27 protein-coding genes, 1 pseudogene and 2 riboswitches are annotated in these 23,537 nt (G+C 33.6%); of the genes and pseudogenes, 14 read left to right on the top strand and 14 right to left on the bottom strand.

Features of this window, described 5'->3' with window-relative positions:
• Positions 1–291 precede the first annotated feature (291 nt).
• Entirely contained in the window at positions 292–666 is a 375-nt protein-coding gene (locus tag M1D64_RS12380) for a VOC family protein (RefSeq protein WP_069821897.1), read from the bottom strand.
• A gap of 173 nt (positions 667–839) precedes the next feature.
• Between M1D64_RS12380 and M1D64_RS12375 the strand changes: the two genes are divergently transcribed.
• The 3 genes from M1D64_RS12375 (at position 840) to merA (ending at position 3,170) form a co-directional block, all read left to right on the top strand.
• Entirely contained in the window at positions 840–1,238 is a 399-nt protein-coding gene (locus M1D64_RS12375) for an SRPBCC domain-containing protein (RefSeq protein ID WP_309543877.1), read from the top strand.
• A 188-nt stretch (positions 1,239–1,426) separates the two neighbouring features.
• A complete protein-coding gene (gene hypR / locus M1D64_RS12370) occupies positions 1,427–1,861 on the top strand; it encodes a redox-sensitive transcriptional regulator HypR (RefSeq protein ID WP_069821896.1) in 435 nt (144 codons plus the stop codon).
• Positions 1,848–3,170, top strand: a complete 1,323-nt coding sequence (merA, locus tag M1D64_RS12365) for a hypothiocyanous acid reductase MerA (RefSeq protein ID WP_145437625.1) — start codon at positions 1,848–1,850, stop codon at positions 3,168–3,170. Before hypR ends, merA begins: the two co-directional genes overlap by 14 nt.
• Positions 3,171–3,249: 79 nt before the next feature.
• On the opposite strand, the gene M1D64_RS12360 is transcribed toward merA, so the two are convergent.
• The gene (locus M1D64_RS12360; RefSeq protein WP_002484285.1) at positions 3,250–3,429 is read right to left on the bottom strand and encodes a hypothetical protein; all 180 of its coding nucleotides are present in this window, start codon (positions 3,427–3,429) and stop codon (positions 3,250–3,252) included.
• Between the two features lie 306 nt (positions 3,430–3,735).
• On the opposite strand from M1D64_RS12360, the gene M1D64_RS12355 reads away from it, so the two are divergent.
• The gene (locus M1D64_RS12355) at positions 3,736–4,155 is read left to right on the top strand and encodes a GNAT family N-acetyltransferase (protein ID WP_002484284.1); all 420 of its coding nucleotides are present in this window, start codon (positions 3,736–3,738) and stop codon (positions 4,153–4,155) included.
• Positions 4,156–4,196: 41 nt separating this feature from the next.
• On the opposite strand, the gene M1D64_RS12350 is transcribed toward M1D64_RS12355, so the two are convergent.
• Positions 4,197–4,421: a hypothetical protein gene (locus M1D64_RS12350; RefSeq protein ID WP_037539142.1), complete on the bottom strand. Its 225-nt coding sequence runs from the start codon at positions 4,419–4,421 to the stop codon at positions 4,197–4,199.
• A 293-nt stretch (positions 4,422–4,714) separates the two neighbouring features.
• Positions 4,715–4,814, top strand: a riboswitch (guanidine-I (ykkC/yxkD leader).
• Positions 4,815–4,866: 52 nt separating this feature from the next.
• Here M1D64_RS12350 and M1D64_RS12345 point away from each other — a divergent pair.
• The 4 genes and pseudogenes from M1D64_RS12345 to M1D64_RS12330 form a co-directional block, all read left to right on the top strand.
• A complete protein-coding gene (locus M1D64_RS12345; protein ID WP_145437624.1) occupies positions 4,867–5,193 on the top strand; it encodes a DMT family transporter in 327 nt (108 codons plus the stop codon).
• Entirely contained in the window at positions 5,193–5,507 is a 315-nt protein-coding gene (locus M1D64_RS12340; protein WP_047505262.1) for a DMT family transporter, read from the top strand. The genes M1D64_RS12345 and M1D64_RS12340 overlap by 1 nt, the downstream gene beginning before the upstream one ends.
• A gap of 379 nt (positions 5,508–5,886) precedes the next feature.
• A complete protein-coding gene (locus M1D64_RS12335) occupies positions 5,887–6,513 on the top strand; it encodes a LysE family translocator (RefSeq protein ID WP_069838262.1) in 627 nt (208 codons plus the stop codon).
• Between the two features lie 212 nt (positions 6,514–6,725).
• Positions 6,726–7,283 (top strand): annotated as a pseudogene (locus M1D64_RS12330) (PepSY-associated TM helix domain-containing protein); the annotation flags it as partial.
• Here M1D64_RS12330 and M1D64_RS12325 read toward each other — a convergent pair.
• Positions 7,279–7,386, bottom strand: coding sequence for a DUF4889 domain-containing protein (locus tag M1D64_RS12325; RefSeq protein WP_480977571.1), 108 nt, complete (start codon positions 7,384–7,386; stop codon positions 7,279–7,281). The pseudogene M1D64_RS12330 and the gene M1D64_RS12325 sit on opposite strands and share 5 nt — an antisense overlap.
• A 211-nt stretch (positions 7,387–7,597) precedes the next feature.
• Complete coding sequence (locus tag M1D64_RS12320) at positions 7,598–7,963, bottom strand: magnetosome magnetite crystal formation protein family (RefSeq protein ID WP_480977503.1); 366 nt, start codon at positions 7,961–7,963, stop codon at positions 7,598–7,600.
• Between the two features lie 139 nt (positions 7,964–8,102).
• On the opposite strand from M1D64_RS12320, the gene M1D64_RS12315 reads away from it, so the two are divergent.
• A complete protein-coding gene (locus tag M1D64_RS12315) occupies positions 8,103–8,681 on the top strand; it encodes a histidine phosphatase family protein (protein ID WP_069826207.1) in 579 nt (192 codons plus the stop codon).
• A gap of 43 nt (positions 8,682–8,724) precedes the next feature.
• Here M1D64_RS12315 and M1D64_RS12310 read toward each other — a convergent pair whose 3' ends face one another.
• The 5 genes from M1D64_RS12310 to M1D64_RS12290 all read right to left on the bottom strand — a co-directional run bounded on the left by M1D64_RS12310 (position 8,725) and on the right by M1D64_RS12290 (position 13,396).
• On the bottom strand, positions 8,725–8,940 hold the full coding sequence (locus M1D64_RS12310) for a hypothetical protein (protein ID WP_011303933.1): 216 nt from the start codon (positions 8,938–8,940) through the stop codon (positions 8,725–8,727).
• A 310-nt stretch (positions 8,941–9,250) separates the two neighbouring features.
• Complete coding sequence (locus tag M1D64_RS12305) at positions 9,251–9,871, bottom strand: NDxxF motif lipoprotein (protein ID WP_069826206.1); 621 nt, start codon at positions 9,869–9,871, stop codon at positions 9,251–9,253.
• Positions 9,872–10,476: 605 nt separating this feature from the next.
• Positions 10,477–12,000 (bottom strand): alkyl hydroperoxide reductase subunit F, encoded by a 1,524-nt coding sequence (gene ahpF / locus M1D64_RS12300; protein WP_002484275.1) that lies wholly within the window; start codon positions 11,998–12,000, stop codon positions 10,477–10,479.
• A 16-nt stretch (positions 12,001–12,016) separates the two neighbouring features.
• Positions 12,017–12,586, bottom strand: coding sequence for an alkyl hydroperoxide reductase subunit C (ahpC, locus tag M1D64_RS12295; protein WP_002484274.1), 570 nt, complete (start codon positions 12,584–12,586; stop codon positions 12,017–12,019).
• A gap of 480 nt (positions 12,587–13,066) precedes the next feature.
• Positions 13,067–13,396, bottom strand: coding sequence for a helix-turn-helix domain-containing protein (locus M1D64_RS12290; RefSeq protein WP_002484273.1), 330 nt, complete (start codon positions 13,394–13,396; stop codon positions 13,067–13,069).
• A gap of 402 nt (positions 13,397–13,798) precedes the next feature.
• On the opposite strand from M1D64_RS12290, the gene nfsA reads away from it, so the two are divergent.
• Complete coding sequence (gene nfsA, locus M1D64_RS12285) at positions 13,799–14,554, top strand: oxygen-insensitive NADPH nitroreductase (RefSeq protein WP_037539133.1); 756 nt, start codon at positions 13,799–13,801, stop codon at positions 14,552–14,554.
• Positions 14,555–14,640: 86 nt separating this feature from the next.
• On the top strand, positions 14,641–15,216 hold the full coding sequence (locus M1D64_RS12280) for a hypothetical protein (RefSeq protein ID WP_002484271.1): 576 nt from the start codon (positions 14,641–14,643) through the stop codon (positions 15,214–15,216).
• 174 nt (positions 15,217–15,390) lie between these two features.
• Here the strand turns inward: M1D64_RS12280 and M1D64_RS12275 are convergent, their stop codons facing one another.
• The 4 genes from M1D64_RS12275 to M1D64_RS12260 form a co-directional block, all read right to left on the bottom strand.
• On the bottom strand, positions 15,391–16,770 hold the full coding sequence (locus M1D64_RS12275; protein ID WP_037539132.1) for an L-cystine transporter: 1,380 nt from the start codon (positions 16,768–16,770) through the stop codon (positions 15,391–15,393).
• Positions 16,771–17,034: 264 nt separating this feature from the next.
• Complete coding sequence (locus M1D64_RS12270) at positions 17,035–18,072, bottom strand: hypothetical protein (protein ID WP_480977502.1); 1,038 nt, start codon at positions 18,070–18,072, stop codon at positions 17,035–17,037.
• 121 nt (positions 18,073–18,193) lie between these two features.
• Positions 18,194–18,859 (bottom strand): hypothetical protein, encoded by a 666-nt coding sequence (locus tag M1D64_RS12265; RefSeq protein WP_480977501.1) that lies wholly within the window; start codon positions 18,857–18,859, stop codon positions 18,194–18,196.
• 308 nt (positions 18,860–19,167) lie between these two features.
• Positions 19,168–19,584 (bottom strand): general stress protein, encoded by a 417-nt coding sequence (locus M1D64_RS12260; RefSeq protein ID WP_002484267.1) that lies wholly within the window; start codon positions 19,582–19,584, stop codon positions 19,168–19,170.
• 225 nt (positions 19,585–19,809) lie between these two features.
• Positions 19,810–19,912, top strand: a riboswitch (purine riboswitch).
• A gap of 256 nt (positions 19,913–20,168) precedes the next feature.
• Here M1D64_RS12260 and xpt point away from each other — a divergent pair.
• Genes xpt through guaB form a run of 3 tightly spaced genes read left to right on the top strand, consistent with a single transcriptional unit; the run spans position 20,169 to position 23,519 of the window.
• Entirely contained in the window at positions 20,169–20,750 is a 582-nt protein-coding gene (gene xpt / locus M1D64_RS12255; RefSeq protein ID WP_002484266.1) for a xanthine phosphoribosyltransferase, read from the top strand.
• A complete protein-coding gene (pbuX, locus tag M1D64_RS12250; RefSeq protein ID WP_002484265.1) occupies positions 20,747–22,015 on the top strand; it encodes a xanthine permease PbuX in 1,269 nt (422 codons plus the stop codon). The genes xpt and pbuX overlap by 4 nt, the downstream gene beginning before the upstream one ends.
• A gap of 37 nt (positions 22,016–22,052) precedes the next feature.
• Entirely contained in the window at positions 22,053–23,519 is a 1,467-nt protein-coding gene (gene guaB, locus M1D64_RS12245; protein ID WP_002484264.1) for an IMP dehydrogenase, read from the top strand.
• The last annotated feature ends 18 nt before the right edge of the window (positions 23,520–23,537 follow it).

Below are 23,537 nucleotides of genomic sequence, written 5' to 3'. Positions count from 1 at the left end.
CTGAATTGAAAATGTAAAGTCTCACTGATTAATTCATTAAGTTAGTGAGACTTATGCATGAGCTTTAGCTCAGGTAAACATTTCAATCCTAGTCATCCTTGCCGGGGTGGGACTACGAAATCTCTATTAGAAAATTTGATTTCTGTCCCACTCCCAGAAATCAAACATTAATCGTGTCATATATTTATTACAATCTTGTTACTTTGGTAATAAAGTGATGAATGATAGACAGTTAGCCCATTATCAATATCAATGACAAATAAAATAGAACGGCTCAAACTATGTTGGAATCTAAACTTCTTTTACTGCAAAATAGTTGTTTTCTTCATCAGCAAAATTAAAAACGCGTCCCATAGGTAATGTCATAATGTCGCCAACAGTTACTTGGCTATCTTTTAGACGATTAAATAGTTCATCGAATTGTGTAGTAGCAAAAATCAAAGAGGGTGTATCAGTGCTAACGCCCATATCCATTTCATCTACTTTAGCTTTGTCTTGTAGAACAATAGCAGTTTGCGCATCGTCATTGGGTGCTAATTTAACCACACGCATTTGCATTTCTTCAGTATCTTCTACTACTTTGAAATCTAAATTTTTAGTCCAAAAAGTAATTGCTTTATCATGATCATAAACATAAATCATTACTTCATCTAATCTTTGAATCATTATATCGCCCCCATAATTTTTGTATTACTTAAATTTAAGTATATAAAATAAAACAGGTAATACAAAATATTTAACTGTTCAAACTAAGTGAAGTTAAATCGTCATAAAATATCATGCTAAGTGCAAATTATGTCAAACATATGTAAAATTCATATTATACAAATAGGAAGGACGTGGTTGGGATAGATATCATAACAAAAATGCAAGTTGATGTACCAAGAGAAACTGTTTTTGAAGCATTTGTAGATCCAGAGAAAATTGGAGGATTCTGGTTCTCTTCTAGTTCTGAAAGATGGGAACAAGGTAAAGCCATTACACTCCGTTATGAAGAATATGATGCTGAGTTAAATATCAACATTGAGCGGGTGGAGGACAACCAGTTAATAGCATTTACTTGGGGTGCACATCCTGTAACCATTCAATTTGAAGAGGGTGAAGCGGGCACTGTTGTAACAACAACTGAAAAAGACTTCGACATGCAAGATGTGAAGCAATTATTAGGTCAAAAAGAAGGCTGGGTTTATATGCTCAGTTGTTTTGAAAGCCTACTTAGAGCATGGCGTTACCATTAGAGCAGCCATTTTATAGTGAAAGTGATTGAGCGAGAAACAGAGATCTAAATTAATTAGATGACAATCTCGCTCTTTTTTTATAAATGTTAAAAAAGAGGGAGTACAAAAATATAAGCAAAATACTTTTCAAAATAAACGGCATATGTCTTAATGTAATTATAAAAGTTACAATTAAAAAGGTGATGTTCATGAATTTAGAGTTTAATATTGCTGTGCATCTTCTGACGTTTTTAGTGAAACATCCGGATGAACGGTATAGTAGTAGTGAATTAGCAGAACGCATTTGTGTTAATCCTGTACAGTTAAGAAGAGTCACGAGAAAATTGAATAATCAACAGTACTTGGACGCAAGCCGTGGTAAATACGGGGGGTATCAAGCGAATGATCAAACAAAGAAAGTGAATCTCGCTGAATTATTTGTTGCATTTAGTGAAGAAAGATCGGATGGACGATTGTTTACAGGTGATGAAGGTAGTGACTGTGAAATTTCCAGGGAAATAGGTCATACAATGTCTAATTTTCATAAAAGAGAGCAAGCCTTACTAATTGATTATTATAAAAGTGTAACTATCCAAGACGTATTAAACGAAGTATTAAAGGAGGATTCTCATGAAACAGTATGATTTAGTGATTATAGGATTTGGTAAAGGTGGTAAAACACTAGCGAAATTTGCTTCAGCACAAGGTAAAAAAGTAGCTGTCGTTGAAAAATCTCAAGAGATGTATGGTGGTACTTGTATTAATATCGGTTGTATTCCTTCTAAAACACTTGTACATGAAGGCTTAGACCATGGTTCGTTTGACCGAGCATTTTCAAGAAAAACAGATGTTGTTAATGCATTAAATAGCAAGAACTATCATAATTTAGCAGATGAAGACAATATTGATGTATTAGATTACACAGCTAAATTTAAATCGAATCGCGAAGTCAATTTATTAAATGATCAAGGTGATGTGGTAGAAACATTATCTGCAGAGCATGTAGTCATTAATACAGGTGCAAAATCAGTTATTCCACCGATTAATGGTGTAGAAAGTTCAAAACATTTATATGATTCTACAGGTATTATGAATCTAGATTTCCAACCTAAAAAATTAGTTATTGTTGGTGGTGGCTATATTGCATTAGAATTTGCATCTATGTTTGCCAATTTTGGTACACAAGTCACTGTCCTAGAACGTGGCGATGATATCATGCCGAGAGAAGACGAAGATATCGTTAAAGAAGTTAAAAAAGACTTAGCAGATAAACAAGTCGATATCGTATTAAACGCGAATACAGAAAGATTTGAAGATGTTGAAGCAGGTACACTTGTTCATACGACAGATGGCACATACGAAGCGGATGCTGTACTATTAGCTACTGGTCGCAAACCCAATACAGATTTAAATCTTGAAAATACAGATATTGAATTGGGTGAACATGGTGAAATTAAAGTAAATGAACACCTCCAAACAACTGCAGCAAACGTTTATGCATTAGGCGACGTTAAAGGTGGTATGCAGTTCACATATATTTCATTAGATGACTTTAGAATCGTGAAAGATCAATTGTTTGGTAATGGTGAACGTTCTACTGAAAATCGTGGCGCTGTGCCTTATACAGTATTTATTGATCCGCCATTAGCACGTGTTGGTTTAACTGGTAAAGAAGCCAAAGCACAGGGATATCATATTATGGAAAATACGGTTCCAGTTAATACAATCCCTAGACATAAAGTAAACAACGATCCAAGAGGCTTATTTAAAGCAGTCGTTGATAAAGATAGCGAAACTATCTTGGGTGTGACGTTATATGGTAAAGAATCTGAAGAAATTATCAATTTAGTAAAATTAGCCATTGATCAAAAATTATCATATAAAGTATTGAATACAAACATTTATACACACCCAACGATGGTAGAGTCATTTAACGATTTATTTAATATGTAAATAAATTTACACTCAACGATCAATATAGGAAGTTAAAAAGCTCGGGTCTCATCATAGCCCCGAGCTTTTTTATATGACTTTAACTAACCAAGGCTTTAATAATCTGTCCGATAAGGTAAAAAGCACCAATAATGATACAAACAATGCCGATACTAATATAACTTTGTTTTTTGCTTACGCCTTCCTTTTTAGAAGTCTGCTGATTTATGATGAGTAACACAATACCGACAATGATGAGTATGATTGAACCAATCCACATGATAAGTCGCCTCCTAATAAATATTCAGTATTGATTGCGTTGCGTGACAATGTTATCGCCCCGTTTAATATATATTTACCCGTCAGTAGCTAATAATTAACGTGTACAATGTATATTTCTATTTATACATCATGATCAGCGTTATACGTAATAATGAAATTAGTTAATATGTATTAAAATCAATAGATTGCTATGACATCCATTAATTTTTAAAGATTCATGTTAAAATATATATTATTTAATAATTCATATATAAAGAACGATGTGGTTTATAAATATTGAAAATTATTTTGGAAGGTGTGCTAAATGGATATAAAATATGAGTATCAATTTGATATGAATGATATAGATGAAATAGTGCGCATTTATCATGGGAACCATTGGAATGGCCATAATCAAGAAGAAGTGATTACACTATTTAATACTGCGACACATGTCGTGATTGCAAAAAGAGAGGGACAAGTGATTGGTTTCGCTAGAGCGATGTCAGATGGTGTGTTTAATGCCGCGATTTATGATGTTGTAGTAGATACCACTTATCAATCTAAAGGCGTTGGCAATAAAATTGTTCAAGAAATGGTTAATTATTTAGGGGAACTTTCTTGTATTCATCTTATCGCAACTACTGGGAATGAATCATTTTACGAAGCGCTTGGATTTCGAAAATTAAAAACTGGAATGGCTATTTATAATAATGCAAAATTAAAAGATGAGTATACTGTTTAATTCATAACAGATATACTCATCTTTTTGTTGTGTAAAGAAGATTATAAAAGATTGTGACTCACGTCCTCGTAGGCATAATTTTTAAGTAAAGAACAACCAAGTGGGTGTTGTCCATTGTCTACATAGTGATTTATTTCTTCAAGGACATCTAATATTTCATATTCTGGCGTCGTAATATCAAACGTATATTTAAATAATTGCTTTTTGTCGGAAAGTACAGTAGCGATTAGTTCATCATTGTGCATTTTATAATTTAGTAACTGCATCGTTATCCCTCGCTTATATTATATTTCAATGCATATGAAGCATTGATTGATGTAAATGAGAATAAATTTCAACTCATCTTTATCTAGATTATAATAATTACAATATATAACTGATTATACATTAAAATTTATAAAATGTAGAGGGTTTTGACTTAAAAATTCTTGGAAATTTGTAAAATTTTACATGTAAACGCATGCTTAAGCCTTTTCTTAATAATAATTATTTTAAACTGGATGAAATGAATGAGCATGCTTGTAATCGTTAGTGTAATTTGCTACGATATAATTAATCGAATAAAGCTTTCTAGGGTTCCGCAAGGTGATTACTTTGGTCTGGTCCGAGAGAAAGCCACATATTTTTATGTGACACGGAAGGATAAAAGCCTGGGAGATAGTAATTAACACTATCTCCCGGGCTTTTTTTATTTTAAAGGAGGACATAGGAATGAATTGGATTAAAATTATTATCGCAACATTTTTTGAAGTAGGATGGGTGATTGGTTTAACCCATGCGTCATCTTGGTGGGAATGGCTGTTTACGATGATTGCTATATTTGTAAGCTTTTATTTATTAGTAGATGCTTCAAAGGTTCTGCCTGTAGGCACAGCGTATGCCGTGTTTGTAGGTCTCGGAACAACATGGGTTACGTTGTTTGATTTCTTGTTTTTTGGCGAACCGTTTAATGTTATGAAAATAATGTTAATTATCATTTTACTTGCAGGTGTCATTAGCCTGAAATTAGTAACTACAAATAAAGGAGGAGAAGCATAATGGCATGGATCTTATTAGTTTTTGCAGGTGTCTTTGAAATGTTAGGTATAAATTTTTTAAATGCATATGTGCATCATCGTCAAAAACGAGATGCAATGGGACTCATTTTCTTTTTTGCTGTGAGTTTCATGGCATTATCTACCGCAATGATGTACCTTCCGATGAGCACAGCGTACGCAATATGGACAGGTATTGGTGCAGTAGGTGGCGCAATTCTTGGGATGATCTTTTATAATGAATCTAAGGATATTAAAAGAGTAGTATGTATTTTAGTGATATTGGGAAGTACGATTGGTTTAAAATTAGTGAGTTAAAGTGAAGGACAATTTGGTAAATATTATACGGTCAAAAATGTGATGAGGGATTATTCAATTTTCAAGTTTATATAGGACGTGATGAATATCGAAACACAGTATTGCAGTGTAGACAATGTACGTTTATATAAAAAAAGACGACACATCCGTGTCGCCTTAAGAGTAATATGTTCATGAATATAAAAGACTAGTAGTCGGTTTCCAACTACACCTTTAATATATCATATCTAGTAATCAGGCTTCAATAAAAATGTAATATTGTCACATAAGCATTCATTTTTCCTCAAATCATATGAGTTAAAATAAAAAACTGTCAATTACGATATTGCGGGGATATTTGGTAACTGATACCATGAAGTACAAAGGTGGGATGTAGTCTATGGAAGGTTTGGCAGCATTTATTATCATAACATTAATGATTATTATTGTTCCGGGGCCGGATTTCTTTGTCGTAATGAAAAATTCGATTACCTCAGGAAAAGGTAATGGCGCTATGGCAGCCTTAGGTATTACGTCAGCTCATGTAGTTTATTCATTGTTAGCTGTGTTCGGTATTATTTTTATACTGGCTAATATGTATTATGTCTTTGTGACAATTAAGATTTTAGGTGCTATATATCTTATATATCTAGGAATTAGAAGTATCATCAGTGCAAGACAAAGTATGAACTTTTCAACATCTCAGATGAAAGCACAGCGTATTACTTATTTAAGTTCATATAGACAAGGTTTTTTTAGTACGATTTTAAATCCCAAAGCATTACTTTATTATATCAGTATATTGCCGCAATTTTTAAGTACTGGTGAAGCTGTTACATCTCAAATTGCTATATTAACTGCAATTGTGACCACAGTTATTTTGCTCTGGTTTATTTTCTGTGTTTATATTTTTCAATATATTAAGCTATTGTTTACGAATAGAAAAATAAAAGCAATTTTTGATTATACGGTTGGCGCAATATTGATTGGCTTATCACTTAATCTGCTATTGAGTAAAAGTAGTTAAATAGCATGTATGAACGTCTGAGACATTACTTGATGTGTTGGACGTTTTATTTTATCCCATTTTAAATTACAAGTTACCATAGTCATAAATAAACAAAATAATTTAAATTGTAGATAATTGTTTGTAAAACTCTTTTGAAATATTCACAATTTATCTCCATAATAATCTTGTTAGTTATTTATAATATTAAAAGAGAGAGGGGGAATAAACTTTTGAAAAATATATTTAATCCATTACAGAGGCTTCATTTCTATGCAGCGTTATTTATTACGCCGCTACTGATTACGTTAACAATTTCGGGCATTGGGTTTCTGTTTTTCCAAGAAGTAGAAAATAATATTTATAAGACAGAATTTTTCGGTGATAGTCCTGTAAAAGAACATCAATCACTTAATCAGGCAGTTGATCAAGTAGAAGATAAATTTGATGGTTTTTACATAAGTAAAGTTAGTATTTTAGAAGAGCCTTATAATAGTAGAATTACATTAGATGATATGGCAGGGAACCAACGTTATGTTTTTCTAGATCAAAATAATCAAATTGTTGCTGATCAAAATGCAAAACATACGTATGCGAACGTTGTACGAAATATACATAGCTCATTATTTACTGAAAATACTTTTATTAATTACTTGGTAGAACTGACAGCGTGTTGGACTATTTTCATGATATTGTCTGGAACGTATATGTTAATTAAGAAAAAATTAATTACAAATAAAAGTAAGCGATTAAGATTCCAAAAATGGCATGCTACACTTGGGATTATCATTTTTTAGGTTTGAAATCGTCATTTTTATTGTCTATTTTAACGTTTTTAGTCACGAGACCGTCTTTTTCACTGACTACTTTTTCAGCAGTTGTACTATCTGACATATAGCCATAATATGTGCTCTTTTGACTCGATGTAATCATAAAGATGGTGAAGACGACACCAATAATGACTAAAATACTAATGATAGAAATTGTTAATTTTTTATTCATATACTCTGTCTCCTTTTATGTTAAGCATAAAGGATTAAAGTAAATTCGTATATAATCTTTTAAAATGTTGCTAATTTTGTCAAAAAATAAATTGCTATTCAGTTTAGGGATGAAAATAAGCGTGTTCAGAGATCAATACTCTGACACCACGATAAATATTTTTGATCGTATACCAAACGGTTATGACGAATAAAATAATTGACACTGTAATCATTATCACACTGGTAATGGTAGAACTATTATTGATTAAGACGCCACCAAATCCAATGCTGAGAATTAAAAGTATCGGTCCAATATACGTTATAATATGATAAGCTAACGATTTAGTTGCGTGGTTAGAAGTAGGTCTATCAGCAAAAATCCATATAAAAATAGGTAATATGATTGGTGCAAAAAAGATACTAAAATAACTCAGTGCTGCGAGAACGCGTTCTCCTTGTGTACTGTTTTGTATAACTCTGTCATTCATTTGTATCACCTCATTTAGTATACTAACAAGGTAGTTTCAAAAAATATAGAGTAAAAGCTTAACATGACAGTATTGTTAGTTAATCCGATTGATTATGGTAATCATGCGCATATGCATACAAAAAGAGAGGATGGTTAATATGAAAATATATTTGGTAAGACATGGTGAGTCACAATCAAATTATGATAAGAAACAAGGGAAAAATTATTTCTGTGGACAATTAGATGTACCACTTACTGAGAGAGGCACATGGTCAGCTCAATTATTACAGAGCTATTTTGACAAAAAAGCAATAGATCATATTTATATTTCTGATTTATTACGGACACGTCAAACTTATAATGCGATATTTGATAAATCGATTCCGGCAAGCGTGACCCCTTTGTTAAGAGAGCGTTCGCTTGGTATTTTCGAAGGTAAAATGGTTGAAGCGGTGGAACAAAATCCATCTTATACGCGCTATTTTGAAGATCAAAATTATCTTGAATTTCGTCACAGTTTTACGCAAAAGGCGCCAGAGGGAGAAAGTTATGCGGATGTTATGGAACGTGTTAAACAATTTTTTGAAAATGAAATTGATGATTCACTCGATTCCATTGCTATCGTAGCACATCAAGTTGTTATACGTTGTTGCTTCGTATATTTAGGATATGATTCGGAAGCTACAGTGATTGATAGAAAAATTGAAAACTGTGTACCTTATGAACTAGACAAATAGCTAATAACATAAAAAACCTGAACTACGACATCGTCGGTTCAGGTTAATATCTTTTAGCCGCTGTTAAGCTATCATGAAATCCTTGGAATAGCGTGTTGAAATTGTCTAAAAAACTTCCGACAATTACGGCAAGTATGACGTAAGTTACACTAAGTGCAATTGTTTTATAAGAAACAACGCCATATTTTTCTTTCTTCTCAAAGAGATTAAAAGCTATGAAGATAGCAGCCATGGCACCTATTAAAATTGTTAATATCATAAAGGTGTTCCTCCTTAAAATTATTACTTGAGTGGCTGAGCTTCGATTCATTTGTTCTTTAACTTATAAATAAGCATAACAAATGTTACTTTGCGAAAAAAAGGGATATCATATTAAAAAACCTTACAATTAAGTAAGGTTTTTTACAGAAATAAGTCATAGACTATGGTTAATATGGATATAAATAGGCTTGAGCCCTTTATAAATATGAAAAGGTGACATGTAATCTCTTTGTAACTTAACCGAATATTTTGTAAATACATAAGTAGCGACAGAGTTGGAAAACATATCTAAACTATAAGTTTGTCACTTATTTGTCGACGGCTTCAGATTTAATACCTTTATCTTTTAAGAATTTTTTGATTTTATCTTGTTGTTTCCCGTTAACATCTCCAGCATATTTTGTTGGTACATCTGCAACATTAAGTTTGTTTTGTGGCTGGTAATCTAATTGCTCAATGTCTTCGTCAGCATTTTTGATTGTGCTATTTAAGGCTGTAAAGTAATTAACGATTCGATTGAGGTTTTCTTCATACCCATCTGGGAATTTGTTGTTTTTTACGAACTTTTTGAAACGCACATCATTTTTAACTGAGTTATGTGATAGTTCGGATAAACGTTTTGCTTGTTTATCGGTAATCTTTGTATCTGTACCTGTTTGCTTATCTAATTGGTATTGGATTAGATACTTATTGTCTATAATATCTGAGTTCACATCTAGATATTTTTTAATTGCTTTATTAGCTTCTGCTTCGCTTAGTGTTTCGCCACTTTTGTCTGAATTAAAGATGTCTTGTTCAGTAATTGTTTTAACATTTTTAGGTGCGTTTTTTCCACTATAACCTTTGTCATCATCGGATTCATCATTTGAACATGCTGCGAGTATCACAGTTAGCACTAAGACCAATGAGAGTAATATACTTTTTTTCATAAATAAAAACTGCTCCTTTAAAAATAATTATACGTATATAACAAACTAATGAATGTATAAACACGTTCTTAAAAATTATAACTTAAGCGTATCATGTAGTGCTATTTATTTGAATGATGTATTAAATAATAAAACGCACAATCTTTTGAACAAAATATAAAAGAAAAGAGATGAACTTAGTAATTTTAAAAATATTCATTAGATTTTCATAATAAAATGTTACTTAGATATGTGCTGTATTTCAATTAATAATCAAATAAGCTATATGATGTGAAAAAGCATATGGGAGATGAATACCTCTAGTTGACACGGTGATTCGTTTTACAATGAGATGACAGTTATTTCCTTATGTGAAAGAGTGTTAATTTTTGGGTATTCATATATTGTAGTGATTTTGTAATTTGCTGATGCCGTGGGGAAATAGTATGAGTGAGAGACTATAGATTTGAACCAGATTTTAGGCAAATATGGACGGTCTAAATAGTGAGATTTTAAATATAAAGAGGAGCCTGAAACATCTATTTATGTCTCAGACTCCTCTTATTTTGAGAATGGGGGGATTTATATCTCAAATTTTTAATTTTCAGTGACGATAATGGGTATTACTAATGTCTGATAATATAATCAAAAGCATTTAATGCTGCATTAGCACCTGCGCCCATTGAAATAATAATTTGTTTATTGCGATCATCAGTGACATCGCCTGCCGCAAATATACCTGGGATACTTGTCGCATTCGTGCGGTCTACTTTAATTTCTTTGGCATCATTTAGTTCTACATAATTGTTTAACCACTCTGTATTAGGTAGTAATCCAATTTGTACAAAGATACCTTCTAATTCTAGCGTATGTTCCTCGCCTTGTGCCTTATCCTGATATTTAATACCAGTCACTGCATCGTCTCCAAGTACTTCGGTTGTTTGAGCATTTTTAATAACTGTTACATTAGGTAGACTGTTTAAACGTTCCTGTAAAATATTGTCTGCTTTAAGGTTTGCGTTACGTTCAAGTAATGTAACATGTTCAACGATGCCAGCTAAGTCGATTGCAGCTTCGACGCCTGAATTTCCGCCACCTATAACAGCGACATTTTTATTTTCAAATAACGGGCCGTCACAGTGTGGACAGAATGCAACACCTTTATTGATTAATGCTTCTTCACCTGGGACTTCTAGTTTACGCCAACGCGCACCTGTTGAAATAATAACCGTCTTACTCGTCAATTGAGCACCATTATCTAATGTTACGACAATACCGTCATCCGTTTTTTCAATATCACTGGCACGAATACCTGTCATGACATCGACATCATATTGTTTAATATGATCTTCTAATGCAGATGAGAATTTAGGCCCATCTGTTTCTTTAACAGTGACAAAGTTCTCAATGGTAGCTGTATCGTTAACTTGACCACCGATACGGTCTGCGACGATACCAGTACGTAAACCTTTACGTGCAGTGTAGACTGCAGCGCTACCACTTGCAGGACCACCACCGACAATTAATACGTCGTATGGTGCTTTATCGTTAAATTCAGCTGGGTCTGCTTGACTACCAAGATTTGCTAAAATATCTTGGATCGTCATGCGTCCATTACCAAATTCTTCGCCATCTAAGAAAATAGCGGGTACTGCCATAATATTTTCAGATTCTTCTCTGAAAATAGAGCCATCTATCATTGTATGAGAAATATTTGGATTTAATAAACTCATCAAGTTTAATGCTTGAACTACGTCGGGACATTTTTGACACGTTAAGCTAATATACGTTTCAAAATGTAGTGGACGATCGATTGCTTTAATTTGATCTATAATGGCTTGTTCTTCTTTTGGTGGACGACCACTTACTTGTAACAAAGCAAGAACTAGAGAATTAAATTCATGACCCATTGGTAAACCAGCAAAAGTAATGCCTGATGTTTCATTAGGTTTATCTACTGAAAAGCTTGGTGTACGTTTCAAGTCAGATGCTTCTATAGTAATGTGATCGGACGCGACAGATACTTCATCTAAAAGTTCTTTCAGTTCTTTAGATTTATCATCTGAACCAAGGCTCGCTTTTAGAACTACGTCGCCTTCCATCAATTGAAGTAATTGTTGTAATTGTGATTTAAGCTGATCATTTAGCATTTAAATCAATGCCTCCTTAGATTTTACCTACTAAGTCAAGACCAGGTTGTAATGTTTCTGAACCTTCTTCCCATTTTGCTGGGCAAACTTCGCCTGGGTGTTGACGTACATATTGTGCTGCTTTGATTTTGTGTACTAATGTGCTAGCATCACGGCCGATACCGTCAGCGTTAACTTCTGCTGCTTGTACAACGCCATCTGGATCTACGATAAACGTACCACGTTGTGCAAGTCCTAGTTCTTCATCTAATACATCAAAATTGCGTGTGATTGTTTGAGAAGGGTCACCAATCATAGTGTATTGAATTTTACTAATTGCATCTGAATGATCATGCCAAGCTTTGTGTACGAAGTGTGTATCTGTTGATACAGAATATACGTTGACACCTAATTCTTGTAATTTATCATATTGACCTTGTAAGTCTTCTAATTCAGTAGGGCATACGAATGAAAAGTCTGCTGGGTAGAAGCAAACAACACTCCATGAACCTTTTAAGTTTTCATCTGAAACTTCGAAGAATTCATCCTTTTGTGGATCGTATGCGTTAGCTGTAAATGGTAAAATTTCTTTATTTATTAATGACATAAAAATATCCTCCTATTTAATAATGTATTTTCAATTAGAATTAAGTAAGGGTAGATTTTTCTGTTTCTTAATTATAATAATTCTAATCTTCGTATTCTATTATTGCATTTCCCTCATTATTCGTCAACACAGAAGAATTTTGAGAGAACGCTTAAAAAAACCACTTTGACTCTGTGTTTCAGTATACAATAAAAATGTATTTTTACATTAAAATCGAGCGTTATACTTTATAAAATAACGCTGTATAAATAATAAATATCCTTTAAATTCTCAACTAAAACATGAAAATGAGAAGAAAGGCTATTTAAAAAAAGTATATTATTATTGGGTGCTGATTAAATTCATATAGATGAATATTTACGTGCTTATGGTCTGTTCATATTTTATAAGCTATATAACAATCAATGATTTCATTGTTTAGACGGATAGCAGACTGTCCTGAGCGGTGTTATTCAATTTGTTAAATAAAAGAACGCAACATTAAATCATGCCCGCGATCGGGAAGAATAGCCACCAGTGTCCAGCTAAAAATTCCCAACCATTCATGCCTCTTTTTTGATGATGATACGATACAGGATCTTGATATGTTTCAATGATTGTTTTTTTAAACTGTTTGTCGCCTTTGATTAGTTCGTCTAAAGAGATATCAAACAAATCACTCATTTTAATGAGCATATCAATACTTGGATAAACTTTGTTTAATTCCCATTTTGAAATACTTTGCCTTGAAATATTCAATATCTCTGCAAGTTCGTCTTGAGACCAGTGTTTTTGTTCGCGTTTTTCTTTTATTTTTGATCCGATTTCCATAATAATCACTCCCTTTACGAATAATTTAATATAGAGCCTTTAATGCGTCACGCACTAAATCATATATTTTAAAGCAACCTAAAGGTGCATCTGTGATTTGAAAGTATTTCATAAAAAAATATAGAAAAATTATGTATAACATATCGCAATTATTGATTGAATGATTTTAATTATATTAAACCCATTAATTGGATTTGTACCGTGATATAAAATAATTTAACTATTAATAAACCATGCATGGTGCGATTTTTTTTAATGATACGATTAATCTGTATTGCAATAAGTAAGTTATTTACCTCTAAGTCTTTTAATAGTAATGAAAACGGGTAAACATAATGTAAACAAAGCAGTCGCTGTTTTGTTATGCTATGAGTAACTTTATGTAAAGAGGAGCGGTTAACATTGTCTGAGCATGTATACAACTTATTGAAGAATCATCATTCGGTTAGAAAATTTAAAAAGGAACCAATATCAGAAGCGCATATAAAACAACTGGTAGAAGCTGGTCAAAGTGCATCAACTTCAAGTTATTTACAAGCCTATTCAATTATTGGTATCAATGATCCAAAAATTAAGGAAGAATTGAAAGAAGTATCTGGGCAACCTTATGTTGTTGAAAATGGCTATTTATTTGTTTTTGTAATGGATTATTATAGACATTCCATTATCAATGAGGAATCTAAACATGATATGCAAACATCATTTGAATCTGCTGAAGGATTACTTGTAGGCACTATTGATGCGACATTAGTAGCTCAAAATATTGCAGCGACAGCTGAAGATATGGGCTATGGCATGGTGTATTTAGGATCATTAAGAAACGATGTGGAAAGAGTAAGAGAAATTTTAGAATTACCTAAACATACTTTCCCACTTTTTGGTATGGCATTAGGTATTCCAGAAGATGATGAAAATGGTAGCCCTAAACCAAGATTGCCATTTGAACATGTATTTCATGCTAATAAATATGATAGTGATAAAGATAGCCAACGTGAAGCATTAAAAGCATATGATCAAACAGTGAGTGACTATTATAGTTCACGTACAAATGGCGAACGTACTGAATCATGGTCTAATCAAGTTGCTAACTTTATGAGCGCGAAGCAACGACTAGATATGTTAGAACAACTGAATAAATCAGGATTTATTAAAAAATAATTCATTGAAAAACTAAGATTTACTTATAATAATTTCAATATTTTTAATATCCTGAGATAACTCGAAAGGGGGGGATCAAGTTGAATATGTTTGATAAGATTTTTAGAAAAAAACCAGATGCTTCGGAGTCTCAGAATAAAAATGAAAACTATATTTATTCATCAAATAGTAAACTCACGCCCGATGAAGCCCAACACTATTGGGAAAAGATGGCTCAAAAATTAATTGTCGGTGTTATTAATTCAGTAGATTATACGGCAGAACGCATCTTCATCTTGATCTCCTTTGATGAAAAAGACCCTACGATTGATATATTCTTCCAAATGAATGGACAGTTAAGAATGTGGAATGATTTAGATAATGAAGCGCACAAAAAGGTCATTTCAAATAGTATCGTTACTCAGGCGCCTAATATGGTTAAACAAATAAACTGTATATATAATAGTGTGGATATGACGAGACTCGCGTATTCTCAAGTTCAATATGAATTTGAAAGTAAAGCGTGGTATCTTCACGACATTACCGAAGACAGTATAGAAGCACAATTAGAGAAAGCACCAGCATTTCTAAAGTGGTTTGATGATGTGTCAAAATCAATCGATACACTGTCGCTCGATGGAAAACACAAAATCACGTGGGGACCTTTTAAACCAGAGTATTAGATGTAATTAGTGATATTAAATAAGCGGTTGATAAAAATATAAAAAAGGTTGGAACACAACGTTCAACTCTCTCTTGTGAGACAGTGAAACGAGCAGTATGTGTTCCAACCTTTTTCCATTTACTTGAATTATGACTAAACTTGCTACTCGGATTTAGTGATTAATTCAAATATATTAGTTTGTAATCTCGGCATATTCATTGTCGTTATAAGTGTCTTTGTCTAGGTTGTTTGTTAATTTTGCTGTACCTGTACCTGCAAGCATAGAGTCATTAACATTCAATGCTGTACGACCCATATCAATTAATGGTTCAACAGAGATTAAGACACCTGCAAGTGCGACTGGTAAGTTTAATGTAGATAATACAATAATGGATGCAAATGTTGCACCGCCACCTACACCAGCGACACCAAATGAACTGATAATAACGACACCGATGACAGATAATATAAATTGTAAGTTAACTTCTACACCAGCTGCTGGCGCTACCATAACAGCAAGCATTGCTGGGTAAATACCCGCACAACCATTTTGACCGATTGATAAACCGAATGAAGCAGAGAAGTTAGCGATACCATCAGGGACACCTAAACGGTTCTTCTGAGTTTGCACATTCAGTGGTAATGATCCTGCACTTGAACGAGAAGTGAAGGCAAACATAAGCACTTCGCCAGTTTTCTTAACAAATGTGACAGGGTTGAGACCTAAACCTGAAACAATGATTAGGTGAATAATATACATAACAATGAGTGCTGCGTAAGATGCAATCACGAACTTACCTAATGTCCAAATAGCACCAAAATCACTTGTCGCAATGGTAGATGTCATAATTGCTAAAATACCATAAGGTGTTAAACGTAAAACAAATGTCACGATTGCCATTACTAAATTATATAATGCATCGATACCACGTTTAAGTAAGTGTCCACTTTCAGGTTGTTTACGCATAACACGTAAAAATGCAAAACCGATAAATGCTGCGAAAATAACGACCGCAATTGTTGACGTTGTACGTTGACCAGTGAAATCTAAGAATGGATTACTTGGTAATAATTCTAAGATTTGTTGTGGTAATGTATTAGCGGCCATATCTTTTGCTTGGCTTGCGATTTCACTACCTCTTGAACTTTCGGCACTGCCTAAGTCAATAGATGAAGCATCTAGTCCGAATACGAGTGCTGAAATAATACCAATGATTGCTGCAATAGCAACGGTACCAATTAAGAAAATAAAAATATAAATTCCGATCTTAGCGAATTTGTCCCCAATTTTAATTTTAGTAAATGCTGAAACGATTGAAATGAAAATAAGTGGCATTACAATCATTTGTAATAATGCAATGTAGCCATCACCAACGATGCTAAACCAATCCATGGACTGTTTAGTTACTTGTGAATCCACGCCGTAAATTAAATGAATAACGACACCAAAAACAATCCCTAACCCTAAGGCAGAGAATACACGTTTAGGAAATGAAACATGTCTTTTAGCCATTACATATAATCCAACGAGGAAGGCCACAAAAATAATAATGTTAAGAATAGTTAATAACATAAAAAAAGACCTACACTTTCTTAATAATAATTTTTTGAAATCCGATACGTATACTAAGGATATTAGCAATTTCAATAATATTCAAGTCTATGACTCAAGAAATTCATGAATTTTAAATGACTTTATTTTCTGATAATTTAAAGGTAGCAAAACGATGATTTCACCGTTTAGAGAATGAAATAAAAAAACGAATCCTAAATCACATTTCTGTGATCTAGGATTCGTTTAGTTTGATAGTTAATTAGCACCATTTATTAAAATAGTTTATAGATTGAATAGGCGTGCGAAGAAACCTTTACGTTCTTCTTTTGGTGTGTCATTTGCAACTGATGAAGACTGCGCATGTGTATCTTCAGTTGGCTGCGTTTGTGTGTTCGGTTTCGTTATTTCTTCATTAATTGATGAATTATCAGTAGATGATGTAGAAGTTTCATCTGTTTTGTCATCTGCTTTGACTTGTTCAGCAGAAGCCATTTCTTTTTCAGTAGCTGATGTTGAAGCATCTGTATCAGCTGTTGTCGTTTCAGTTGGTTGTTCGCTGATTTGAGTGATTGCAGATTCTTCAGTCGCAACTTGCGCAGATGATTTATCAGTTGGGTTAGAAACAGTTGCATCAGTTGTATCAGCTACAGTTTCAGAAGTTGTAGAAGTAACTTTATCATCAGATTTTTCGTCATTGCTCGCACTCTCAGTTGAATGTTCTGTTAGCGCGTCGCTGTTATTCGTTGTTGTATTAGCAGTGCTAACATGTTCAGTTTCAACATTTGATTTAGCTAACTCAGATTGTTCTTTTTGAGAATCTTGGATAACGCTCTGTGTCGTTTTGATTTCATCTGTTGACGTTTGAATCGCTTTTAGAGATTCTGTATTTGCGTCTAATTTTGTAGTGATTTGGTTCTGCATTTCGTGTAATTCCTGTTGTTGTTGATGTACTTGGTTAATCATTTGACCAAGCATATGACGTTCATCACGCATTTTTTGAATTTCCGAACGTAAATCTTCAACAAGTTTAGAAACATTTTGATCTGTAGGTAAATGATTACCGTCATCTTTGACTAATACTTGTAAGAAGTCTTTTTCTTTTTCTAATTCTTCAAAAGCTAAATCATAACTATTTGTTTGTTTAACTTTATCGGCGATATCTTGGAATAGTTCGATATCCTCTTCTTGGAAATCTGTAGCTTCACGGCCACGGTATTCTGTTTTACTAAGTTGGTAACCGCGTTCTTCTAAATGCTGAACGATTTTACGGACTTGTTTTTCACTTAGCTCCACGCGTTGTGCAAATTCTTTGGTTAACATAGAAATAAGTCCTTTCATTAATTAATTTATGTATACCGACGTTTGTCTTCGGTCAGTGAAACGTCAGTCTTACCTCTATGCTAGTTTAAACTGTTTTAACAGTGATTTCAAGTGGTGATAACTATCGTTTGCGTAATTCCATTTGTTCAAGTAGCGGATAAATAACACTTCGAGAAATTCTGTTTGCAAAAACATACTTGAGAATATAATTTGATTTCACGCTTGGTCCATAGATATCTTTTGTTAATTCAATATTTGACTTTATAAATAAATCCATAGCTTCGCCGCTCGCATAATCTTGGATATTAGGGGCTAAATAATCAATTTCATATTGTTTTTCAAAACCATGTTCATATAAAAATTGGCGTCTGTTATCCATGATTTGAACTACATCTTCAGAAATGTCTTCGGGTTCTTTAGGCACTTCCAACATAATGAAATTGACATCATGTGCATGCAGTTGATTCGACAGAATGTTTATTTCTTTTTGAATATGTTCAAGCGTTTTTGTTATAATTTCATCATGCTCGGGTTTATCTTTAGCAATTAAATAAATTAAAAAAGATGAATTTGTCGTAGCTTCATAATGCGCTGTGGCTAAACTCACTACTTCATCTGATTCAATGCCTACTAAAAAGATATAATCATCTTTTGTACGTTCGTTTCTTAAGGACTGTTTAAAAATTTGTTCGTCTTCAGATAGACCGATATCAAATTTAGCATCATATAACTTCAATGCGGATTTAAATAACGGATCATCGATTGATGTTATTGTCTTAAACTCCATAGGTACACCCCCAAATTATTGCGTTCATTATAACATAATAGAGAAAATATGAATCGAATTGCAATTTAATTTAATTTGCAGTTAAACATAAAAAGGGTCGAGACATCAATATGTGTGTCTCGACCGACTAAATTATAAGGGCGTTATATGTTTACGTTAGTACTGCTTATACAAATGTTGTAGTACTAATCAAACAGTATCTCAGTACTTAATTTAACTTCGCAAATGCGTCTCAAAATGGTTTTGGTGAAATGAGAGTTTAAGCTAACGCCTCCAGTACCATCTTTGATTTACGTATAACGTTTGGATTATGATTTTGGTCCGTTTGTTTCTTCGGAGTAATGGCTATTACTTTTAGTTTGGTTCGTTTCGAAAGCAACGTTGGCTTTGTCGGCTTCTAGGTGTGAAGTCGTATCCTTTGTTGCAACAACGAGATAATTATCGTTTAATATTTCTTTCTTATAGCGTTCTAATTCTTCTTCAGGTAGCTTGTAGTGAGCCAATACGGCTTCTTCACCGTCTTCGCCAGTTAAAATTTTAGCCATTTTATCACTGAACGAACCACTTGTAGCAGTTAGATTGACTTCAGAATCATGTAACGCATCAATGTGTAATTTTGTTTTACTAATTACGGTCATTTCTGATTCTTTATAACCCTCTGATAGTTTAGATTTTATTGCATCGATAAGATCTTCTTTGTTTTGTACAATAGTGAATTCTGACATTTAGTGTTCCTCCGTTCATTATTATATGAATTATTTTGTGTTTACCCTTAAGTTATTATATAAAACGAATACAATTACATTATATAATGAACTTACACAACTGACAAACGACATTTCATGCATATGTGAACGTTTTCTGAAAAAATATAAAAAAGAAGTAAAAGCTTTTGTGAAGCGTTTACAATCAATAAGTGTATTGAAAATATTGCCAAAATTTGCTATCATCAGTTAATAATTTATCTAACTCATATAATCTGAAGGATACGGCTTTAGAAGTTTCTACCATGTTGCCATTAACAACATGACTATGGGTAAACAATACAATACACTAGCGATTCAAATTGAGAAGTTATGAAAAGTTGTGAAAGAAACTAGACTTTTTAAAGCGCTCATACATACAAGCTTTGTTCATTAAGAATACTTTTTTTACATAGTTAAAGGGAAATGAATGTAAAAAAATTAATTTTAAGGACATATATTGTAATTGAAACGATGCTGCTTTGGTATTGCACGTTCACTCATAGATCCTGAAACTAAGTTAGTTTAGGATTTTTTTTGTACACAAAATGAGGAGGTTTTTTCGAGTGGATTTGTTGAAGCAGAAAGTTGAAGCAGATGGTGTTGTGATTGATGAAAAGATATTGAAAGTTGATGGTTTTTTAAATCATCAAATAGACGCAAGGTTAATGCACGACGTGGGACAAACATTTTATGAGCAATTTAAAGATGAAGGTATTACGAAGATATTAACGATAGAAGCTTCAGGTATTGCACCAGCAATTATGGCCGCGATGCACTTCGACGTACCTTGTCTTTTTGCTAAAAAAGCGAAGCCGAGTACATTGAAAAAAGGTGTTTATCAAGCAGAGATTCATTCTTTCACAAAAAATACGACAAGTACCGTTGTCGTGTCTGATGAGTTTTTAGGTGAAAATGATCGCGTACTAATCATCGATGATTTCTTAGCCAATGGTGATGCTTCACTTGGGCTAAATGAAATTGTGAAACAAGCTAAGGCTACAACGGTAGGTATAGGTATTGTCGTAGAGAAAAGCTTTCAACCAGGCAGAGAACGTTTAGAAGAAGCTGGTTTAACCGTTTCATCTTTATGTAAAGTGGCATCATTAAGTGGTAATAAAGTGACGTTTGTAGGAGACGAAGCATGAAAACGTTCATCTTAAGCTTACAACATTTATTAGCGATGTATGCAGGTGCGATACTGGTTCCTATTATTGTAGGTACTAGCTTAGATTTCACGCCAGAACAAATCGCTTTTTTAGTAACAGTTGATATTTTCATGTGTGGTGTAGCAACCTTCTTACAAGTATGGAAAGGCACAGGAACAGGACTACCAATCGTATTAGGCTGTACATTTACAGCTGTGGCACCGATGATTTTAATTGGACAAACAAAAGGTATTGGTGACTTATATGGTTCATTATTCTTATCGGGTATACTAGTAGTTCTTATCGCACCATTCTTTTCTTATTTAGTTAGGTTCTTTCCACCCGTAGTTACAGGAAGTGTCGTTACGATTATTGGTATCAATTTGATGCCAGTTGCGATGAACTACTTAGCAGGCGGTGAAGGTGATAAACATTACGGTGATCCTAAAAATATCATCTTAGGTGTCGTTACGCTGATCATCATTTTAATTGTACAGCGTTTTACTGCTGGATTTCTAAAATCTATTGCCATACTTATTGGACTAATTGTTGGCACAGTATTAGCCGCACTCTTTGGTATCGTGGATGTTAATCAAGTTGGCACAGCACATTGGTTCTCTTTACCACAACCATTTAGGTTCTCAACGTTTAGCTTTGACTTAGGTGCAACGCTCGTATTCTTTATTGTCGCATTAGTCAGCTTAATAGAATCAACTGGTGTATATCACGCATTGAGTGAAATTACAGGTAAAAAATTGGAACGTAAAGATTTCCGAAAAGGTTATACAGCAGAAGGTATTGCTATCATTTTAGGGTCAATCTTTAATGCGTTTCCGTATACCGCTTATTCACAGAATGTTGGGTTAGTGTCATTATCTGGTGCGAAAAAGAATAAAGTTATCTATGGCATGGTCATCTTGTTAATCATTTGTGGTTGTATTCCTAAATTGGGTGCACTTGCTAATATGATTCCTCTACCAGTATTAGGTGGAGCGATGATAGCAATGTTTGGCATGGTCATGGCATATGGTGTTAGTATATTAGGTAATATTAATTTTAAGAATCAAAATAATTTATTGATTATTGCTGTATCAGTTGGACTAGGAACGGGTATAAGTGCAGTACCGCAAGCGTTCAAAGCTTTGGGTGAGCAATTTGCATGGTTAACACAAAACGGTATTGTTCTTGGCGCAATTTCAGCAATTATTTTGAATTTCTTTTTTAATGGTATAAAACAGCAACAAGATACGGAAGTTATGAAATAATGATGTTATCAAACAAATATTAGGAGGCTGTAAGCGTATGTGGGAAAATAAATTTGAAAAAGAGTCTTTAACTTTTGACGATGTGTTACTGTTACCAGCAGAATCAGATGTGTTACCGAAAGAAGTGGATTTAAGTGTGCAATTATCAGAAGGTATTAAATTAAACATCCCTGTTATTTCAGCAGGTATGGACACAGTAACTGAATCAAAAATGGCAATCTCAATGGCACGACAAGGTGGACTTGGTGTTATTCATAAAAATATGAATATTGAAGATCAAGCTGATGAAGTACAAAAAGTAAAACGTTCAGAAAATGGCGTTATTTCAAATCCATTCTTTTTAACTCCAGAAGAAAGTGTTTTTGAAGCAGAAGCATTAATGGGTAAATATCGTATTTCAGGTGTGCCAATTGTGAATAATAAAGAAGACAGACAATTTGTCGGTATTATTACTAACCGTGATTTACGCTTTATTGAAGACTTCTCAATTAAAATTTCTGATGTGATGACAAAAGAGCAACTCGTTACAGCTCCAGTTGGTACGACATTAGATGAAGCAGAAAAGTTATTACAACAACATAAAATAGAAAAACTTCCATTAGTTAAAGAAGGCCGTTTAGAAGGTCTGATTACAATTAAAGATATTGAAAAAGTACTAGAATTCCCTAATTCTGCAAAAGATGAACACGGCCGCTTATTAGTTGGTGCTGCTATCGGTATTGCTAAAGATACAGACATCCGTGCTCAAAAATTAGTAGAAGCTGGTGTAGATGCATTAGTTATTGATACAGCTCATGGTCACTCTAAAGGTGTATTAGAGCAAGTTAAACATATTAAAGAAACATTCCCACAAGTTACATTAATCGCAGGTAACGTAGCTACAGCCGAAGGTACAAAAGCGTTATATGAAGCGGGTGCTGATGTAGTGAAAGTTGGTATTGGTCCTGGTTCTATTTGTACAACACGTGTCGTTGCTGGTGTTGGTGTACCGCAAATTACAGCAGTTTATGACTGTGCAACAGAAGCGCGCAAACATGGTAAAGCAATTATTGCTGATGGCGGGATTAAATTCTCTGGAGACATCATCAAAGCATTAGCGGCTGGTGGCCATGCAGTTATGTTAGGTAGTCTACTTGCTGGTACTGAAGAAAGCCCAGGGGCTACAGAAGTATTCCAAGGCAGACAGTACAAAGTATATAGAGGTATGGGCTCATTAGGCGCAATGGAAAGCGGCTCAAACGACCGTTATTTCCAAGAAGATAAAGCACCTAAAAAATTCGTGCCAGAAGGTATCGAAGGTCGTATTGCATATAAAGGTTCATTACAAGATACAATTTATCAACTTATGGGCGGCGTAAGATCTGGTATGGGTTATACAGGTTCTAGAAACTTAGAAGCATTAAGAGAAGAAGCACAATTTACGCGCATGGGACCTGCTGGACTAGCAGAAAGTCATCCACATGACGTTCAAATTACAAAAGAATCACCAAATTATTCATTCTAAGTTAAAAGGAGATAAAAA

It is taken from the genome of Staphylococcus sp. Z5-21, assembly GCF_056529615.1.
This window is presented reverse-complemented; position numbering and strand designations above follow the sequence as displayed.

Coding starts and splice junctions, on each gene's coding strand:
- M1D64_RS12380 (WP_069821897.1), bottom strand. CDS start 666: ATGATTCAAAGATTAGATGAAGTAATGATTTATGTTTATGATCATGAT.
- hypR (WP_069821896.1), top strand. CDS start 1,427: ATGAATTTAGAGTTTAATATTGCTGTGCATCTTCTGACGTTTTTAGTG.
- merA (WP_145437625.1), top strand. CDS start 1,848: ATGAAACAGTATGATTTAGTGATTATAGGATTTGGTAAAGGTGGTAAA.
- M1D64_RS12360 (WP_002484285.1), bottom strand. CDS start 3,429: ATGTGGATTGGTTCAATCATACTCATCATTGTCGGTATTGTGTTACTC.
- M1D64_RS12355 (WP_002484284.1), top strand. CDS start 3,736: ATGGATATAAAATATGAGTATCAATTTGATATGAATGATATAGATGAA.
- M1D64_RS12350 (WP_037539142.1), bottom strand. CDS start 4,421: ATGCAGTTACTAAATTATAAAATGCACAATGATGAACTAATCGCTACT.
- M1D64_RS12345 (WP_145437624.1), top strand. CDS start 4,867: ATGAATTGGATTAAAATTATTATCGCAACATTTTTTGAAGTAGGATGG.
- M1D64_RS12340 (WP_047505262.1), top strand. CDS start 5,193: ATGGCATGGATCTTATTAGTTTTTGCAGGTGTCTTTGAAATGTTAGGT.
- M1D64_RS12335 (WP_069838262.1), top strand. CDS start 5,887: ATGGAAGGTTTGGCAGCATTTATTATCATAACATTAATGATTATTATT.
- M1D64_RS12325 (WP_480977571.1), bottom strand. CDS start 7,386: ATGTCAGATAGTACAACTGCTGAAAAAGTAGTCAGTGAAAAAGACGGT.
- M1D64_RS12320 (WP_480977503.1), bottom strand. CDS start 7,963: ATGAATGACAGAGTTATACAAAACAGTACACAAGGAGAACGCGTTCTC.
- M1D64_RS12315 (WP_069826207.1), top strand. CDS start 8,103: ATGAAAATATATTTGGTAAGACATGGTGAGTCACAATCAAATTATGAT.
- M1D64_RS12310 (WP_011303933.1), bottom strand. CDS start 8,940: ATGATATTAACAATTTTAATAGGTGCCATGGCTGCTATCTTCATAGCT.
- M1D64_RS12305 (WP_069826206.1), bottom strand. CDS start 9,871: ATGAAAAAAAGTATATTACTCTCATTGGTCTTAGTGCTAACTGTGATA.
- ahpF (WP_002484275.1), bottom strand. CDS start 12,000: ATGCTAAATGATCAGCTTAAATCACAATTACAACAATTACTTCAATTG.
- ahpC (WP_002484274.1), bottom strand. CDS start 12,586: ATGTCATTAATAAATAAAGAAATTTTACCATTTACAGCTAACGCATAC.
- M1D64_RS12290 (WP_002484273.1), bottom strand. CDS start 13,396: ATGGAAATCGGATCAAAAATAAAAGAAAAACGCGAACAAAAACACTGG.
- M1D64_RS12280 (WP_002484271.1), top strand. CDS start 14,641: ATGTTTGATAAGATTTTTAGAAAAAAACCAGATGCTTCGGAGTCTCAG.
- M1D64_RS12275 (WP_037539132.1), bottom strand. CDS start 16,770: ATGTTATTAACTATTCTTAACATTATTATTTTTGTGGCCTTCCTCGTT.
- M1D64_RS12270 (WP_480977502.1), bottom strand. CDS start 18,072: ATGTTAACCAAAGAATTTGCACAACGCGTGGAGCTAAGTGAAAAACAA.
- M1D64_RS12265 (WP_480977501.1), bottom strand. CDS start 18,859: ATGGAGTTTAAGACAATAACATCAATCGATGATCCGTTATTTAAATCC.
- M1D64_RS12260 (WP_002484267.1), bottom strand. CDS start 19,584: ATGTCAGAATTCACTATTGTACAAAACAAAGAAGATCTTATCGATGCA.
- pbuX (WP_002484265.1), top strand. CDS start 20,747: ATGAAAACGTTCATCTTAAGCTTACAACATTTATTAGCGATGTATGCA.
- guaB (WP_002484264.1), top strand. CDS start 22,053: ATGTGGGAAAATAAATTTGAAAAAGAGTCTTTAACTTTTGACGATGTG.